This is a genomic window from Allosphingosinicella deserti, assembly GCF_003012735.1.
Classification (GTDB): Bacteria; Pseudomonadota; Alphaproteobacteria; order Sphingomonadales; family Sphingomonadaceae; genus Allosphingosinicella; species Allosphingosinicella deserti.
The window spans coordinates 219274-235057 of record NZ_PXYI01000005.1 but is presented as its reverse complement, the minus strand read 5'-3'; the positions used below and the strand labels follow the sequence as shown (position 1 = coordinate 235057).

At 64.4% G+C, this 15784-nt stretch carries 12 protein-coding genes; 8 read left to right on the top strand and 4 right to left on the bottom strand.

Features of this window, described 5'->3' with window-relative positions:
• Positions 1 to 3 precede the first annotated feature (3 nt).
• A complete protein-coding gene (locus C7I55_RS16480) occupies positions 4 to 585 on the top strand; it encodes an ABC-type transport auxiliary lipoprotein family protein (RefSeq protein WP_106514311.1) in 582 nt (193 codons plus the stop codon).
• Positions 586 to 955: 370 nt separating this feature from the next.
• Here C7I55_RS16480 and C7I55_RS16475 read toward each other — a convergent pair whose 3' ends face one another.
• Both C7I55_RS16475 and pepN read right to left on the bottom strand, forming a co-directional pair.
• Entirely contained in the window at positions 956 to 3358 is a 2403-nt protein-coding gene (locus C7I55_RS16475; protein ID WP_106514107.1) for a beta strand repeat-containing protein, read from the bottom strand.
• Between the two features lie 856 nt (positions 3359 to 4214).
• Positions 4215 to 6800 carry an aminopeptidase N gene (gene pepN / locus C7I55_RS16470; protein ID WP_106514106.1) on the bottom strand — a complete coding sequence of 862 codons (2586 nt, stop codon included), beginning with the start codon at positions 6798 to 6800 and terminating at the stop codon, positions 4215 to 4217.
• A 173-nt stretch (positions 6801 to 6973) separates the two neighbouring features.
• On the opposite strand from pepN, the gene C7I55_RS29265 reads away from it, so the two are divergent.
• The 7 genes from C7I55_RS29265 (at position 6974) to C7I55_RS16435 (ending at position 15010) form a co-directional block, all read left to right on the top strand.
• Complete coding sequence (locus C7I55_RS29265) at positions 6974 to 7096, top strand: hypothetical protein (protein WP_269845221.1); 123 nt, start codon at positions 6974 to 6976, stop codon at positions 7094 to 7096.
• Positions 7097 to 7173: 77 nt separating this feature from the next.
• The gene (gene gyrB / locus C7I55_RS16460) at positions 7174 to 9696 is read left to right on the top strand and encodes a DNA topoisomerase (ATP-hydrolyzing) subunit B (RefSeq protein ID WP_106514104.1); all 2523 of its coding nucleotides are present in this window, start codon (positions 7174 to 7176) and stop codon (positions 9694 to 9696) included.
• A gap of 298 nt (positions 9697 to 9994) precedes the next feature.
• Complete coding sequence (cysD, locus tag C7I55_RS16455) at positions 9995 to 10909, top strand: sulfate adenylyltransferase subunit CysD (RefSeq protein WP_233222253.1); 915 nt, start codon at positions 9995 to 9997, stop codon at positions 10907 to 10909.
• The gene (gene cysN / locus C7I55_RS16450) at positions 10909 to 12828 is read left to right on the top strand and encodes a sulfate adenylyltransferase subunit CysN (RefSeq protein ID WP_106514102.1); all 1920 of its coding nucleotides are present in this window, start codon (positions 10909 to 10911) and stop codon (positions 12826 to 12828) included. Before cysD ends, cysN begins: the two co-directional genes overlap by 1 nt.
• 140 nt (positions 12829 to 12968) lie before the next feature.
• A complete protein-coding gene (locus C7I55_RS16445) occupies positions 12969 to 13373 on the top strand; it encodes a GFA family protein (RefSeq protein WP_106514101.1) in 405 nt (134 codons plus the stop codon).
• 313 nt (positions 13374 to 13686) lie between these two features.
• Positions 13687 to 14712: a creatininase family protein gene (locus C7I55_RS16440; protein WP_158266457.1), complete on the top strand. Its 1026-nt coding sequence runs from the start codon at positions 13687 to 13689 to the stop codon at positions 14710 to 14712.
• A 109-nt stretch (positions 14713 to 14821) separates the two neighbouring features.
• Complete coding sequence (locus tag C7I55_RS16435) at positions 14822 to 15010, top strand: hypothetical protein (RefSeq protein ID WP_106514099.1); 189 nt, start codon at positions 14822 to 14824, stop codon at positions 15008 to 15010.
• An 81-nt stretch (positions 15011 to 15091) separates the two neighbouring features.
• Here the strand turns inward: C7I55_RS16435 and sciP are convergent, their stop codons facing one another.
• Together sciP and C7I55_RS16425 are read right to left on the bottom strand one after the other, a co-directional pair.
• Positions 15092 to 15391, bottom strand: coding sequence for a CtrA inhibitor SciP (gene sciP, locus C7I55_RS16430; RefSeq protein ID WP_106514098.1), 300 nt, complete (start codon positions 15389 to 15391; stop codon positions 15092 to 15094).
• A gap of 107 nt (positions 15392 to 15498) precedes the next feature.
• Positions 15499 to 15762: a hypothetical protein gene (locus tag C7I55_RS16425; RefSeq protein ID WP_106514097.1), complete on the bottom strand. Its 264-nt coding sequence runs from the start codon at positions 15760 to 15762 to the stop codon at positions 15499 to 15501.
• Positions 15763 to 15784 lie beyond the last annotated feature (22 nt).

Sequence of the window (15784 nt, the reverse complement as noted above, 5' to 3'; positions counted from 1 at the left end):
ACGATGAACCGCACCAACGCTCTCCTCGCCGCGGCGGCCTGTCTCTCGCTCTCGGGCTGCCTTGGCGGCCCCAAGGCTCCGTCCGAGTTGCTGACCCTGACATCCACCCAGGTCCGCGCGCCGGGCGACGCACGGGCTGCGGAACAGGGCCGGGTGATCACCGTCATCTCGCCGACGGTGCCGCAAGCGATCAGCAACACGCGGGTTCCGGTCTATCTCAGCCCGACGTCGATCCAGTATCTCAAGGACTCGCAATGGATCGAGAAGCCCAATGAGCTCTTCCGCCAATTGCTGTCCGAGACGCTGGCCGCGCAGACCGGCTGGGTCGTGCTCGATCCTTCCGTCTACACCCAGGTTCAGGGGGTGGTGCTCGGCGGACAGCTGCTCACCTTCGGCTTCGATCCCAACCGGATGGAGGCGGTGGTCCAGTTCGACGCCAATCTCGCCCGCCCGCAGCAGGCAGTGGCAACCCGTCGCTTCGAGGCGCGGGTTCCGGTCACGGCAGCGGACCGTACCCAGATCGCGCCGGCCCTGAACCAGGCCGCCAATCAGGTCGCCGCCGACGTCGCTGCCTGGGCCGGTTGAGGCCGAAGCGATCGCACCAACGGAGCCGTGCTTGAACGGGATGGTCTCAGAGAACGAGTCCGTTCCCACCCATGCAGTGGCGCTGCGGTTGGCGAGCCGATCGAAACGTGGCCCCTCGACGAGCGTGCCGCAGAGCCTGGTCATCTCAAGTTGGGGCACGCTTGCCAACTGATGCTCAGGATCGCGCCGCCAGGTGAAAAGCGGCCGCTTCCACCTGGCGCCCGAGGCTGCACACCTCAGGTTGAAGCTACCTGAAGGTGTGCATCAGGCTTTGAACCAGTGAACAGAGCATGTTCGTATCAGGCTGATTAGCTTGGTACGAACATGCTTTAGTCCATCCTGAGCTCTCGGCGCCGCCTCTTGTCGATCCTCAGACGAAGTAGGCAGCCGTGAGTCCGAGCGGCGTGATCGGGTTCACGAACTCGAACACATAGTCGGCGCCGACGGTGTAGGCGCCGTCGCCGTCTCCATCCACCACCGCGAACGTGCGTCCGGCATATTCGCCGCTGTCCGGGGTGAACAACACGGCCGAATTGGCCTGCAACGGTGCGTTCACCGCCGCCGCGAGATCACCGTCGAAGGTCGCGACGGTAAGCGCGCCGCCCGCAACATTTCCGGTCCACCCGGTCACCGCGGTCGGCAGATCGATGACGTCGCGCGCAGCCTCGAACCGGTCGATCCGGTCGAAATCGATGCCGGTCGATTCCGCCGGGAGAAGGTAACGGAATGTGTCCCAACCGCTACCACCGTTGACCGTGTCGCTGCCGAGCGCGCCATAGAGGATGTCGTCTCCCGCACCGCCATAGAGCGCATCGTTGCCGGCGGCGCCATTGATCTGATCGTTCCGCGTACCCCCAACCAGGATGTCGTTGCCTGCGCCGCTGTTCACGACGTAACGCCCATCGGTTTCCGCCATGGCGAGGAAGGTCAGGGTCTCGCCGGCCACGAGATCGCTGGCGTTGATCGTCATGAGGCCACCGGGGACGACATTGCCGTCGCTCATCGTCAGCGCATAATCATTGCTGCCGCCACTGCTCGCCAGCCGGACGATCTCGATGCTCTGCAGGCTGGTGGCGCCGAAGGTCAGGCCGGCATAATTGCCGTCGAGGATCACGCTGTCCGCGCCGTCCTCGCCGATCGCCGTGTCGGTGCCAGTGAAGTTCGCGCCGAAATAGAAGCGATCATTACCGCCGCCCCCCCACGCCATGTCGGAGCCGCCATCCGCAAGCAGGAACAACTCGTTGGCGCCGCTGCCCACGATCGCGTCGTTGTCGTTGCCGCCATTGTAGGTCACCGGGCCCCCGGTGAGAATGCCTGCGAACGTGGCGCTTCCGCCGGCAGCGTCCGCATCGGGGCTGTCGACGACGACACTGACGGACGGTGCGTTGATCGTCGTGCCCCCGGCCTGGAAGACGCCGTTCGCCGCGAACAGCGAGAGACCTGCCGCCGTGGTGATGTTCGCATTGATCCAGAGGTCGGTCCCTCCTTGGAGCAGCATCTGCCCGGCCGCGCGCGTGAGCGATCCGACCACCGACGTGAACCCGCTGCTGGAATTGCCGACATAGAGCCCGGACGTGGTGATCCGGTCCATCTCGGCATCCGAAAGTTCGAGGTCGGTTGCGCCATCGGCTGCACTGCCGACCAGAATATTGCGGCCCGCCGTTGCCGTGCCAAGATGGACGGTGCCGCTGCCGGTCGTGGTGATGCCCGAATCACCCTCGATCAGAATGCGATCGGCATTGGCGAAGACGTCTCCTCCATTGGCGAAGAGAGCGGCGGTCGAATTGGCGGCGAGTTCGAGCGTCCCTCCCGCTCCGGTCGTGAGAACGAGATCCCCGGTTCCGGTGCTCACGCCGATGCTTGCGTCGACGCCATTGTCGTCGCTGACGCTGATGTTGCGGCCGGCCGTGATGCTGACCCCGCCGTTGCTGCCGGTACCGAAGTCGTTCGACGCCATGTCCGAGAAGCCGTCGATAACGAAATCGCGGCCAGCGGTGATGGTGATGCTGCCTGCGGCACGAACGTCGTTGTCGTAATCCGTGCCACCGGTTCCGAGGAGGATGTCGCGCGCGGAATTGAGGACGATATTTCCGCCGCGTGCCGCCAGCGAGTCGAAGGAGGAAGTGCTGCTGATGTCCTGTGACGCGCCATAAGAGGTCAGCGAAATGCCGCCGGCACTGTCGACACCCGCCGTTCCGTTCGTGTCTGCGAGAACCACGCTGCCGCCGACGAAGGTGATGTCGCCCGAGGTGACGGTGCGCAAACCGGCAAGATCCGCCGTGGCGCCGCCGATCGTCGTCGCGGTGTAGCTGAAGATGTTGATGCCGCCAGTGTTGGATTCGGCTTCGAGAGTTCCCGCTTGGATCCGAAGCTGATTGCCGACCCCGATGCCCGTCCCGGCACGCATGAGGAGGGTTCCGGTAAGCAGGTCCTGCACCCCATCAGCGCCGAACTCGCCGATCGTCGTGTTCGCGGCGAGCGTGATCGTGCTCGAATTTTGCAGGAAATTCACTGCGATCGCATCGGGTCGCACCGCTGCATTGGTCAGGCTGCCGATCGTGAATGTCGCCGCACCGAGCGCGTCGGTAACGTTCACGTTCACGTTCTGCCCGGCGCGGCTGAGAACGGTGATGCTGTCCGCCGGATGGGCGAAGGTGGTGAAGACGGTGCCGTCGGGGGCGCGAACGATGGATGTCCCATTGCCGCCGATGCCGTCGTCCTCGATCGTATAGTTTCCGTTGAGACCGCCTGAAAGATCGATCGTGATTGCCATTTAAATAACCTCCTGTTGAAAAGTGATGATGAACTAATCAGCCTCGACCACTCCTTGGGGCCGCTGCTTTTCGATCGTTGTTCAGCGATTTAGAAGAATAGCATTGGCTCATCGGGGAAGCTGAAGCGACGCAGGCACTCGAGGCTTCGCCAAGCTCCAGATGTGATTTCGGCGGATCCGCCTCTCAAGCAGATGCGCGGCGGAGCAACGGCGTGACCAGCTCCGAGGAGCGGCGTCGCCTCCCTTCGCGGTTCTTGACGGCTGTTCCGGCGTAATCAACTGGCTCGTCACTGCATAAGGCGCCCATCTCCGCGAAGGTGCGGCGCCGAGGCGCAACTGCGCACACCTGATCGTAGTTGCCATGCGCCTCCTCCCCCATCCAAGCGTCTGGATCGATGCGCCGCCACTTGGCTACACCCCGGAACCAGCAATCATTGAGACTCGGATACGCTACGATACCAGCCTCATGACACAAAGCGAGCATGCAAGCAAAGCATCTTGCGCAGGTTTCAGAAGAAGCGACTTGCGGCTTCGTGATCTAATAGCAGATATCCGGTGGGCTAGATTTCGGTTTTGGAGTACAACCTGAAACGAGATTGAGCAGACACGGCTTCATCACGCGGAACTGCAAGAGCAAGGATTGCGCCCTCTGCTGCGGCAGGCACGCTGGGACGGCATCTTATGCCGCTATCGATGACGGGCGCGTGATGAGGGGGCGACACGCGTTGGTCTCCGCCAAGCGCGTGCGGCGGAGGCGCGACAGGGCGCCTGCGACGACGCCTGCATCTGCGCGAGATAGAATCGCGACGACGCCGGTGTCCGTGCGTCGCCCACTACGTCGATCGCTGCGCCCCGATTAGATGAGGCTTTTTGAAACCTGCTCGAACACATCTTTCGAGAGACCCGGGGACGCGACGATCCGCTCGAGCGCGCTCTTCATCCGCGCGGCCCGCGCGGGATCGAACCGCCGCCAGCGGCCGAGCGGCGGAACCAGGCGCGCGGCAGTCTGCGGGTTGAGCCGATCGACGGCGAGGATCATGTCCGCGAGGAATGCGTAGCCGCGCCCGGACGGATCGTGGAACGCCCGCTGATTGGCGGCGAAGGCACCGACCAGCGACCGCATCCGGTTCGGATTCGACAGCGTGAAATCGGGATGCGAGGCGAGCGCTTCGACGGCATCAAGAACGTCGTCGCGGGTCGAGAGCGCCTGGACCGTGAACCATTTGTCGAGGACGAGCGGATCGCCGCGATAGCGATCGTAGAAAGCGGCGAGCGCGCCATGCCGCTCCGGTGCGTCGGAACTCACCAGAGCCGCAAGCGCCCCCTGCCGATCCGTCATGTTGTCGGCCTCACCATATTGCCGCATGGCCAGCGCCGGCGCATCGGCCGCGCCCGCCGCCATCAGATAGTTGAGCGCGACGGTGCGCAGTCGCCGCTGGCCCTTTCCCGCCGGCGAATATTCGAAGCGGTTCGCGGAATTGGCGGAATAGGCTGCCCGCCACTGCGCCTCCAGTGCCCGGCCGATCGCGCTGCGGAGCTCTTCGCGGGCAGCGCGCACCGCCTCCGGATCGACGATCGCCATGTGATCGCCGACGAAAGCTTCGCTCGGGGGCAGCACCGCTTCGGCGACGAATGCCGGATCGAGCGCCGGATCCGCCAGCGTCTCCCGAACCGCCTCGATCACCGGAGCGTGATCCGCCTCGGAGCCGGCGATCGCCGACAGCAACGTGTCGAGCATCAATTGCTGGGTCGCTTCGTAGCGCGCGAACGGATTGTCGTCGCGCGCGGACAGGAAGGCGAGATCGGCGATGGTTCGGTCCGTCTCCACCACCACCGGCGCCGAGAAGTCGCGGTTGATCGACAGGATCGGTCGCTCGCCGAACGCGTCGAAGACGATCTCGTGCGCCGGGCCATCGAACAGGACCAGCCGCTCGTCGAGCTTCGTCCCCGATTTCTCGCCGAACAAGGCGATCTTGAGCGGGATCGGCATCGGCTGCTTCTCGGGCTGGCCGGGCGATGGCGGCACGTCCTGGGAAAGCTGCAGAATGAAACGCTCCTCGCCGCTGCGTGCCAGAGCGGCCCGCACGCGCGGCGTTCCCGCCTGGCTGTACCAGAGGCGGAACCCGGACAGATCGATGCCCCCGCCCTCTTCCATCGCGCGGACGAAATCCTCGCAGGTCGCCGCTTCGCCGTCGTGGCGGTCGAAATAGAGGTCCGTGCCGGCACGGAATCGTTCCGCGCCGAGCATGGTATGCATCATCCGAATGAGCTCGGCGCCCTTGCTGTAGACCGTCGCCGTGTAGAAGTTCGAGATCTCGATATAGCTTTCCGGCCGCACCGGATGGGCGAGCGGCCCGGCATCCTCGGGGAATTGCGCGGCGCGAAGCATGCGGACATCCTCGATCCGCTTGACTGCGGCGGACCCCATGTCGGCCGAAAATTGCTGATCGCGGAAGACGGTGAATCCTTCCTTCAGCGACAGCTGGAACCAGTCCCGGCAGGTGATCCGGTTGCCCGACCAATTGTGGAAATATTCGTGGGCGACGACTCCTGCGATCCCGTCGAAATCCGTGTCGGTCGCAGTGTCCGCATCGGCAAGGATGTAGCGCGAGTTGAAGACGTTGAGACCCTTATTCTCCATCGCCCCGAAGTTGAAATCCGACACGGCGACGATGTTGAACACCGCCAGGTCATATTCCCGCCCATAGACATCCTCGTCCCATTTCATCGACGCCTTGAGCGCGGTCATGGCATGGTCTGTCTTGGCGAGGTCCGGTTCCCGAACCCAGATGCCGAGGTCCACCTTGCGGCCGGAGCGGGTGACGAAGCTGTCGCGATTGGCGACGAGATCGCCGGCGACGAGGGCGAAAAGATAGCATGGCTTGGGAAACGGATCGTTCCACTCGGCCCAATGGCGGCCGTCCTCGCTCTCCCCCGAACCGACCGGGTCGCCGTTCGATAGGAGGATCGGATAATCCGCTCGATCCGCCGTCATCCGCACCCGGTAGCGGGTGAGGACATCGGGACGATCGGGAAAAGGCGTGATCCGGCGAAAGCCCTGCGCCTCGCACTGGCTGCACAGGATGCCCCCCGATTCATAGAGGCCCATCAATTGGGTGTTGGTTCGCGGCGCCAGATCGACCACGGTCTCGACCGTTGCAGAGGCCGCCGCGAGCGGCACCGTCAGCAGATCGCCTTCGTAGGAATAGTCGACGGGGCTGCCGTCCACCGTCACGCCAACGATGATCAGCGCCTCGGCGTCGAGCACGAGCGGTCGATCGTGAACGCCGTTCCGTCGGACCTCGAGGGTCGACCGGACCCGCGTCCGCTCCGCGCCAAGATCGAAATCGAGCGCAATTTCCGGCACCTGCCAGTCGGGCGGACGATAATCCTCTCGGCGGATCGTGATCGGGGCGGCGGGAGCGTTCTGGGCGTCGAGCATGGTTCGGGACTTAAGAAGGCGCCCCACCCGGCGCAATGCGGCAAGACGAACAAATCGGGCCGGCCGCCCACGCGAGACGCCACGGAGCCGCAGGGTCCGCGCCGCGTTCTCCCGTCATGCGCCTTGAACAGAAAAATCGCCGCTCGTGCATTCTCCTCCTCGCAGCCCTGGCCGTGCTGATCGGAGTCGTCATCTGGATGGCGCTCGGCGGCGTCTCCAGCCAGAGCCTCGGCGACGACGTCAAGGCCGATTTCCAGGCGCCCGCGCCCAGGCCGGTGGGGCGGCCCGGCGGCTGATCCCGCAGGACGAGAAAGCGGCGCGGAGCAGTGCTAAATTCCTTGGGTTCCGCGCACTCCGTCGCTATATCCTCGGCATGGCAACATCTCCGAGTGAAAACAGCTACGGCGCCGATTCCATCAAGGTGCTGAAAGGTCTCGACGCGGTCCGCAAACGGCCCGGCATGTATATTGGCGACACCGACGACGGATCGGGCCTCCACCACATGGTGTTCGAGGTTTCCGACAACGCGATCGACGAGGCGCTCGCCGGTCATTGCGATCTGATCCGGATCACCCTCAACCCCGACGGCTCGGTTTCGGTCGAGGACAATGGCCGCGGCATCCCGACGGGCATCCACGCCGAAGAAGGCGTGTCCGCCGCCGAAGTGATCATGACCCAGCTCCATGCGGGCGGGAAGTTCGAGAATACCTCGGACGACAATGCGTACAAGGTGTCCGGCGGTCTTCACGGCGTCGGAGTCTCGGTCGTGAACGCTTTGTCCGAATGGCTGGAGCTCACCATCTGGCGCGACGGCGAAGAGCATTGGATGCGGTTCCGCCACGGCGACGCCGAGGCGCCGCTCAAGATCAATGGCCCGGCAGAAGCAGGCAAGAAGGGCACCAAGGTCACCTTCCTCCCCTCTCCCGGCACGTTCAAGATCATCGAGTTCGACTTCGACAAGCTCGAGCACCGCTTCCGCGAGCTCGCCTTTCTAAACTCGGGCGTTCGCCTGATCCTGACCGACGCGCGCCATGAGGAAGAAAGGCAGGTCGAGCTCTATTATGAAGGCGGCATCGCGGCCTTCGTACGCTATCTCGATCGCACCAAGGCGGCGCTCATTCCCGATCCGATCTCGGTTACGGGGCAGCGCGACGATATCGGCATCGATGTCGCGCTCGAGTGGAACGATTCCTACTACGAGCAGGTCCTCTGCTTCACCAACAACATCCCGCAGCGGGACGGCGGCACCCATCTCGCGGCCTTCCGCGCGGCGCTGACCCGGACGATGAACGGCTACGCCGAGAAATCGGGCGCGCTCAAGAAGGAGAAGGTCTCGCTCACCGGCGACGACATGCGCGAGGGCCTCACCGCGATCGTTTCGGTGAAGCTTCCCGATCCCAAGTTCAGCTCGCAGACCAAGGACAAGCTGGTCTCGTCCGAGGTGCGCCAGCCGCTCGAAAGCCTGATCGCCGACAAGATGGCGGAGTGGCTCGAGGAGAATCCGGCCCATGCGCGCACGATCATCCAGAAGATCATCGACGCCGCCGCAGCGCGTGAGGCGGCCCGCAAGGCGCGCGAGCTCACCCGCCGCAAGGGCGTGATGGACATCGCGTCGCTGCCGGGGAAGCTCGCCGACTGCCAGGAGCGCGATCCCGCCAAGTCCGAACTGTTCCTCGTCGAAGGCGATTCCGCCGGCGGTTCGGCCAAGCAGGGCCGCGACCGAAGCATCCAGGCGATCCTGCCGCTGAAGGGCAAGATCCTGAACGTCGAGCGGGCGCGTTTCGACCGGATGCTGTCGTCAAAGGAGGTTGGCACCCTGATTCAGGCGATGGGTACCGGCATCGGCCGAGACGACTTCAACATCGAGAAATTGCGCTATCACAAGATCGTGATCATGACGGACGCCGACGTCGACGGCGCCCACATCCGCACTTTGCTGCTCACCTTCTTCTACCGGCAGATGCCGGAGATCATCGAGCGCGGCCATCTCTACATTGCCCAGCCGCCGCTCTACAAAATCTCCAAGGGCCGGTCGGAAGTCTATGTGAAGGACGACGGCAAGCTCGACGATTATCTCGTCGATGCCGGGATCAATGCGATGCTGCTCGAGACTGCCGAAGGGCCGCGCTCGGGTGACGATCTGCGCTCGCTTGCCGATCATGCGCGGCGGGTGCGAACCCTGATGCGCTATGTGCCCAAGCGCTACGATCCGGCGATCATCGAAGCGCTCGCGCTCGGCGGCGCCTTCGATCCGACGCTCTCCTCGGATCAGCGCGGCGAGGCGATCCTGCGCGCCGCGACCTGGCTTCAGCGCGGCGACGAGGAATCGACGTGGACGGGCGAGCTCGGCGCGGACGGCGATTATGTCCTGCGCCGGCTGTGGCGCGGGGTGACCGATCACCATGTCGTCGACCACAAGTTCGTCGCCTCGGCCGAAGCGCGCAAGCTCCACACGCTGACGGCAGAACAGGCTCCGGCCTACGCGCAATCCTCCCGTCTCATCTCGTTGAAGTCTGCGGCGAGCGCAGCGGCCGCCGACGACGAGACTGTGCAGGAAGCGAATACGCCGGGCGCTGCGCTCGACACCGCGCCGCCGGAACGCGCACCGGACGCCCGCGGAGTCCTCGTCCGCCGGCCGACGGAATTGCTCGAGGCGATCCTGGCGGCGGGCCGCAAGGGCATGGCGATCCAGCGCTACAAGGGTCTGGGCGAGATGAATGCCGATCAGCTCTGGGAAACTACGCTGGATCCGGCCAATCGCAGCCTGCTCAGAGTCGAGGTCGCCCAGGCGGACATCGCGGACGAGATCTTCACCCGGTTGATGGGCGACGTGGTCGAGCCGCGCCGCGACTTCATCCAGGAAAATGCCTTGAACGTGGCTAATCTCGACGTCTGATCCCCCGTTCGGTGAGAGCGCGCACGTGCGGCGCATGATCGACTAGTGCCGATCAAGGAGGGCCGGCAGCCGTCACTGCCGGCCCTCCGAGCCTGTGCTGTCCCGGTTGCGAGCTGATGGTGCTGCGGGTGACGATGGCGCGCGATCCGGTGACGCCGCGCGCGAGATTGCCTTGCCCGATCGGACCCGTATCGGCGATGAGTGCAGCGCGCGATACGCAGGATGGAAACTGCGGCACCACTTGCGCGGGCCTCGCACCGGAGCACGCCGGCAGCGGATGAAGGAAGATCGACGGCGAATGTCCACGCGGATGACCCATCTCGAGCGGCTGGAAGCCGAGAGCATCCACATTCTGCGCGAAGTCGTGTCCGAAACCGAGCGCCCGGTCATGCTCTATTCGGTGGGCAAGGACAGCGCGGTGATGCTGCATCTGGCGCGGAAGGCCTTCTTCCCGTCGCCACCGCCTTTCCCGCTCCTGCACGTCGACACCGGCTGGAAGTTCGCGGCGATGTACGAATTGCGCGACCGCATGGCCCGCGAAAGCGGGATGGAGCTGATCGTCCATCGCAATCCCGAAGCGGCGGCGCGCGGGATCAATCCCTTCGATCACGGTCCCCTGCACACCGATATGTGGAAGACCGAGGGCCTCAAGCAGGCGCTCGACAAATATGGTTTCGACGCAGCGTTCGGCGGTGCCCGGCGGGACGAGGAGAAGAGCCGCGCCAAGGAACGGATCTTCTCCTTCCGAAGCGTCACCCATAGCTGGGATCCCAGGAAGCAGCGGCCCGAGCTGTGGAATCTCTACAATGCCCGCAAGGCGCGCGGCGAGACCGTTCGAGTCTTCCCGATCAGCAATTGGACCGAACTCGATGTCTGGCAATATATCCGGCTGAACGACATCCCGGTCGTCCCGCTCTATTTCAGCGCGATGCGGCCGACCTACGAGCGTGACGGCCAGATCTTCATGGCCGATGACGTCGAGCGGCTCGAGAATGTCCTCGGACGCCGCCCGCACATTGTCGAGCGCGCGATCCGCTTTCGCACGCTCGGCTGCTGGCCGCTCACGGGCGCGATCGAGAGCCGGGCGCGAACCCTGTCCGAGGTGATTCAGGAAATGTTGCTGACCACCACGTCCGAGCGCCAGGGCCGGGTCATCGACAAGGATGGCGGCGACGCCAGCATGGAGAAGAAGAAGCGGGAAGGCTATTTCTGATGAGCGAGATCGGCACGACAGCGGACCCGGCCTTCGCTACGGACGCGCTGATTGCCCGAAATATCGAGGCGTATCTTGATCGGCATCAGCACAAATCCCTCCTCCGCTTCATCACCTGCGGATCGGTCGACGACGGCAAGTCCACTTTGATCGGGCGGCTGCTCTACGATTCGAAGATGATCTTCGATGATCAGCTCGCCGCCCTCGAAGCGGATTCCAGACGGATCGGTACCCAGGGCCGGGAGATCGACTTCGCCCTGCTGGTCGACGGGCTCACTGCCGAGCGCGAACAGGGCATCACCATCGACGTCGCCTACCGCTTTTTCGCAACCGAGACGCGGAAGTTCATCGTCGCGGACACGCCGGGGCACGAACAATATACACGCAACATGATCACGGGCGCCTCGACGGCCGATCTCGCCGTGATCCTGGTCGATGCGCGCAAGGGCGTGCTCACCCAGACACGCCGGCACGCTTTTCTCACTCAGCTGATCGGAATCCGCCGGATCGTGCTGGCGGTCAACAAGATGGATCTGGTCGGCTACGACCAAAGCGTGTTCGAACGGATCGTCGCGGACTATCGCGAATTCGCCGCGTCGATCGGCATTGACGCGTTCACCCCTGTCCCGATCTCGGCGTTCAAGGGTGACAATATCGCATCGCGGTCGTCGAACATGCCTTGGTATGGCGGGCCCTTGCTGATCGAGCATCTCGAGACGGTTGAGATCGACGGCGATGCGGATCGGGCGAAACCGTTCCGGATGCCGGTGCAATGGGTCAACCGGCCGAACCTCGACTTCCGAGGCTTTTCCGGACTCGTCGCAGCCGGAGAGATCCGGACCGGCGATCCGATCCGGGTGGTGCCTTCGGGCCGGACATCGACGATATCGAGGATCGTCACCCTGGACGGCGATCTCGATCGCGCGGCGGCCGGCCAGTCCGTGACCTTGTGCCTTGCCGATGCGATCGATTGCGCACGCGGTGACGTCATCGCGGCCGCGGACGCGCCGCCCGAGGCCGCCGATCAGTTCGAGGCGACGATCGTGTGGCTCGACGACGAACCGCTGGTTCCCGGTCGTGCTTACTTGCTGAAGCTCGCCACGCAGACCGTGTCGGCGCGCATCCAGACGCCCAAATACGTGATCAACGTCAACACGATGGAGCATCTCGCCGCCAAGACGCTCGAACTCAACGAGATCGGAGTCGCTGCATTCTCGACCGAGCGCCCCGTCGTGTTCGAGCCCTATGACCAGAACCGTGCGCTCGGCGGCTTCATCCTCATCGACAAGATCACCAACGCCACCGTCGCTGCCGGCATGCTCCACTTCGCCCTCCGCCGCGCACAGAATATCCATCTGCAGCCGCTGACGGTGGACCGTGAAACCCACGCCAGGCTCAAGAACCAGAAGCCCGCCGTGCTGTGGTTCACGGGTTTGTCCGGCGCGGGCAAATCGACGATCGCCAATCTGGTCGAGCAGGAACTGGTGCGGATGAACCGGCACACCTTCCTGCTGGACGGCGACAACGTGCGCCACGGGCTCAACAAGGATCTCGGCTTCACCGAGGCCGACCGGATCGAGAATATCCGCCGGATCGGCGAAGTCGCGCGACTGATGGCGGATGCCGGCCTGATCGTGATCACCGCCTTCATCTCGCCCTTCCGGGCGGAGCGGCAGATGGTGCGCGAACTGATCCCCGCCGGGGAGTTCATCGAGGTCTTCATCGACACCCCGCTGGCCGAAGCCGAAGCGCGCGACGTCAAGGGCCTTTACCGGAAGGCGCGCGCCGGCGAGCTCAAGAATTTCACCGGGATCGACAGCCCCTACGAGGCGCCCGAGGCGCCGGAAATCCGCATCGACACGTGCAGGACGTCGCCGGAGGAAGCCGCCCGTTTGATCGTCTCGAAATTGATCCCCTGAAGCAGCCCTTCGTGCCGGCCGCCCGGCCCGATCGTCTTCCGGAAAACTGTCTGTGTGATCGGATCCGCCGTCATTGCTGACAGCACGTTGTCAGCAGGGCCCCGTTACGACGGCTCTACCAATCATCAGGGAGACGACCGGTGCTGAAGACGTATCAGGGCAGCTGCCATTGCGGCGCGATCGGGTTCGAAGCGGACATCGATCTCGCGGCCGGGACCAACAAGTGCAATTGTTCGATCTGCACCAAGCGTCGGAACTGGAACGTTCTCCTGAAGCCGGACGCCTTCCGCCTGCTGCAGGGCGAGGATTCGATGAGCAGCTACGCCTTCGGGTCGATGCAGGGAGAATGGCTGTTCTGTTCGACATGCGGCTGCGCCCCCTTCTCCAGAGGCGACGTGGCGGAGATTGGCGGAGCGTTCGTGTCGGTCGCCGTGACCTGTCTCGACGATGCCTCCCCGACGGAGCTGGCGGAGGCGCCGGTTCGGATCGGCGACGGCCGCAACAATGCCTGGTGGCAGGAGCCTGCGGAGACACGCCATTTGTGATACCGGGCCCACAGCCCGGCGCAATGCAAATCCGATGCGGGTTCGATGCCGCCGTGACGTCATTGCTGCAGACCTTGTCTTCGGGAGGGAGCAGTGGTGGAAAAGCGCCTGATCATCGGCATGCTCGGAGTCACGATCGCAACCCTGACGTTGCTGGTCGCCCAACTCGGACTTGCGGCCCCAAGAGCCGCCGGCGCAGGTGGCGAACGGACCTTCTTTGCATCGCCAGAACACGTGCGATAGCGTTGGGGGAAACGCAGGGTCACGACCGGTTCGCACCCGTGACCGGCCGCCGCTAGGAGGAATGCGCAAGATGGTCGCTCAGGCTTGGCTGCTTGCCCTCTTCGCCGGCGTCTTCCTCGCGCCGTCCGCTGCTGCTGGAGCGCCGAGCCCACCTCCGGATGCGCCGTCGATCCTGGCAGGGACGGCGGCCGACCTGACCTGGCTCGAATTCGAGGCGGCGGCAAAGTCCGGTGCGGTGATCCTCTGGGCGATCGGCTCGATCGAGGAGCACGGCCCGCATCTGCCGCTCGCCACCGACACCTATGTGCCCGCGAACGAACTCGCCCGGGTGCAGCGTACGCTTTCCGCCGAGGGTGTGAGCAGCATCATCCTTCCGCCATATTATTGGGGCGTCAACCACGTCACCGGCGCGTTTCCCGGATCCATCCACATCCGTCCCGAGACGATGTCGGCGCTGCTTCAGGATGTCTTTCAAAGCGTCGGCAGATCCGGCTTTCGCGACCTCTTCCTGATCACCGGCCATTATGATGCCGCCCATAATCGGGCGATTTCGGATGCGGTTCGCAAGGCCCGTCTCACGCAAGGGCCGAACGTGACCTTCGTGGTTCCGGCGGCGCTCGGGACGCGGATCGGGCTCACGCGCGGCGAACCGGGTTTCGCCTTTGCCGATCTCCCGGCAGCGGACCCGAATGCTCCGCCCGATCTTCACGCCGGCAAGACGGAGACGTCGATGATGCTCGCCGGGGCGCCTGCCACCGTGCGGACGGGCAAGATCGCAAGGTTGCCGCCCACACGGCTCGACGCCGCCGAGCTCGCCGTATGGCGGCGGGGCCAGGAGCATGCGAGGGCATTGACGCCCGGCGGCTATCTCGGTGCGCCTGCGCAAGCGTCCGCAGCGCTGGGCGAGACGGTGCTTGCAGATGAGGCGGCAGCTTATGCCCGGGCCATTTCGGCCGCTCTCGGCACGCGACAGGAGAAGGCGCGTGATACATCGTCGCGCACTCAGCCGAACCACGGACGAACGGCGAGCCGCAGTGAGGCAAGCGGCGGCTTTGCGGCGGTCGCCGAGGCACGCACCCCGACCCTTCAGGATTGATCAGGATCGGACGTAAAAATATCTGTTAGCGATACCAGCTTTGCGTTAGGATCCCATTTGACTCGAGAGTCCCCGATAAGGGCCCGAATCGAAGGGGAGAGGTGAAAAAATGCATCCCATTGGACGCAAGGAGCGCGGGTACCGGGCGCGGCGCTTCAATCAGAAAGCAGCACCGATCCACCCCATCCTGTTATGGCTTGCCGAAGCGGCGCATGAGAGCCGGAGCATCGAGAATGCTGTTGCCGAACCGGCCGCCAGCGTGAGCGCCGTCACCGCAACCGGCCATTATTGCGGTTGAAACGAAAAGCCCTCCCGCCGCCGGAGCGGAGGGAGGGCCGTACAGGCCGTCGACCCGGCCGATGCCGGGCTCCGGCGGCAATCAGAACTTCTGCTGGCGCTCGTAAAGCGACTTGTAATGCTGGATGCGGGTGACCCGAAGGCCTGGCATGCCGGAACGATCGACCGCGCGCTGCCAGCTGGCGAATTCCTCGAGGGTCAGCCCGTAGCGGTCGCAGGCCTCGTCGACCGACAGCAGCCCGCCATTGACGGCGGCGACGACCTCGGCCTTGCGACGGACGACCCAGCGCGAGGTGCCGGCGGGTGGCAGCGAATCCAGTGTGAGCGGCTCTCCCAAGGGACCGATCACTTGCGCTGGCCGGATTTTCTGATTCTCGATCATTCCCACCTCAAACTCGCGAAACCTGAAACTCTTGCTCCCCCGCGTATGGGCTTAAGCCCACAGCCTTGAAGGAAGATTGAAACCGCAAGGTAAACGCCGCGGTCATTTCAGTTACCATCGCCTTCCGCGGCCAGGCCGCTGTTGAAGGAACCGCGCTGTGCCGAGACGGCACGACGCCATTCCGAACCGCCAAGGACGATCTCCGCAATCGGATCGGACACTTTCGGCTCTTCCCGCAGCGCCTCGGCGTGCGCGGCCGCCGAGGCGGCAAGCTGCGCCTGCAGCAACGCAGTGACCACGCCCGGATCGGGCGTGACCGCAATGCGGCTTGCAAAGCGCTGTTCGGCGCGGCGAAGAAATCCAAGATCCATCCGGCCCTGTTACGCGAGGAAG

What these genes read in the sequence shown, in the direction of transcription:
- gyrB (WP_106514104.1), top strand. Translation starts at nt 7,174, where the DNA reads ATGGCAACATCTCCGAGTGAAAACAGCTACGGCGCCGATTCCATCAAG.
- C7I55_RS16435 (WP_106514099.1), top strand. Translation starts at nt 14,822, where the DNA reads ATGCATCCCATTGGACGCAAGGAGCGCGGGTACCGGGCGCGGCGCTTC.
- cysD (WP_233222253.1), top strand. Translation starts at nt 9,995, where the DNA reads ATGTCCACGCGGATGACCCATCTCGAGCGGCTGGAAGCCGAGAGCATC.
- C7I55_RS16475 (WP_106514107.1), bottom strand. Translation starts at nt 3,358, where the DNA reads ATGGCAATCACGATCGATCTTTCAGGCGGTCTCAACGGAAACTATACG.
- C7I55_RS16480 (WP_106514311.1), top strand. Translation starts at nt 4, where the DNA reads ATGAACCGCACCAACGCTCTCCTCGCCGCGGCGGCCTGTCTCTCGCTC.
- cysN (WP_106514102.1), top strand. Translation starts at nt 10,909, where the DNA reads ATGAGCGAGATCGGCACGACAGCGGACCCGGCCTTCGCTACGGACGCG.
- C7I55_RS16440 (WP_158266457.1), top strand. Translation starts at nt 13,687, where the DNA reads ATGGTCGCTCAGGCTTGGCTGCTTGCCCTCTTCGCCGGCGTCTTCCTC.
- pepN (WP_106514106.1), bottom strand. Translation starts at nt 6,800, where the DNA reads ATGCTCGACGCCCAGAACGCTCCCGCCGCCCCGATCACGATCCGCCGA.
- sciP (WP_106514098.1), bottom strand. Translation starts at nt 15,391, where the DNA reads ATGATCGAGAATCAGAAAATCCGGCCAGCGCAAGTGATCGGTCCCTTG.
- C7I55_RS16425 (WP_106514097.1), bottom strand. Translation starts at nt 15,762, where the DNA reads ATGGATCTTGGATTTCTTCGCCGCGCCGAACAGCGCTTTGCAAGCCGC.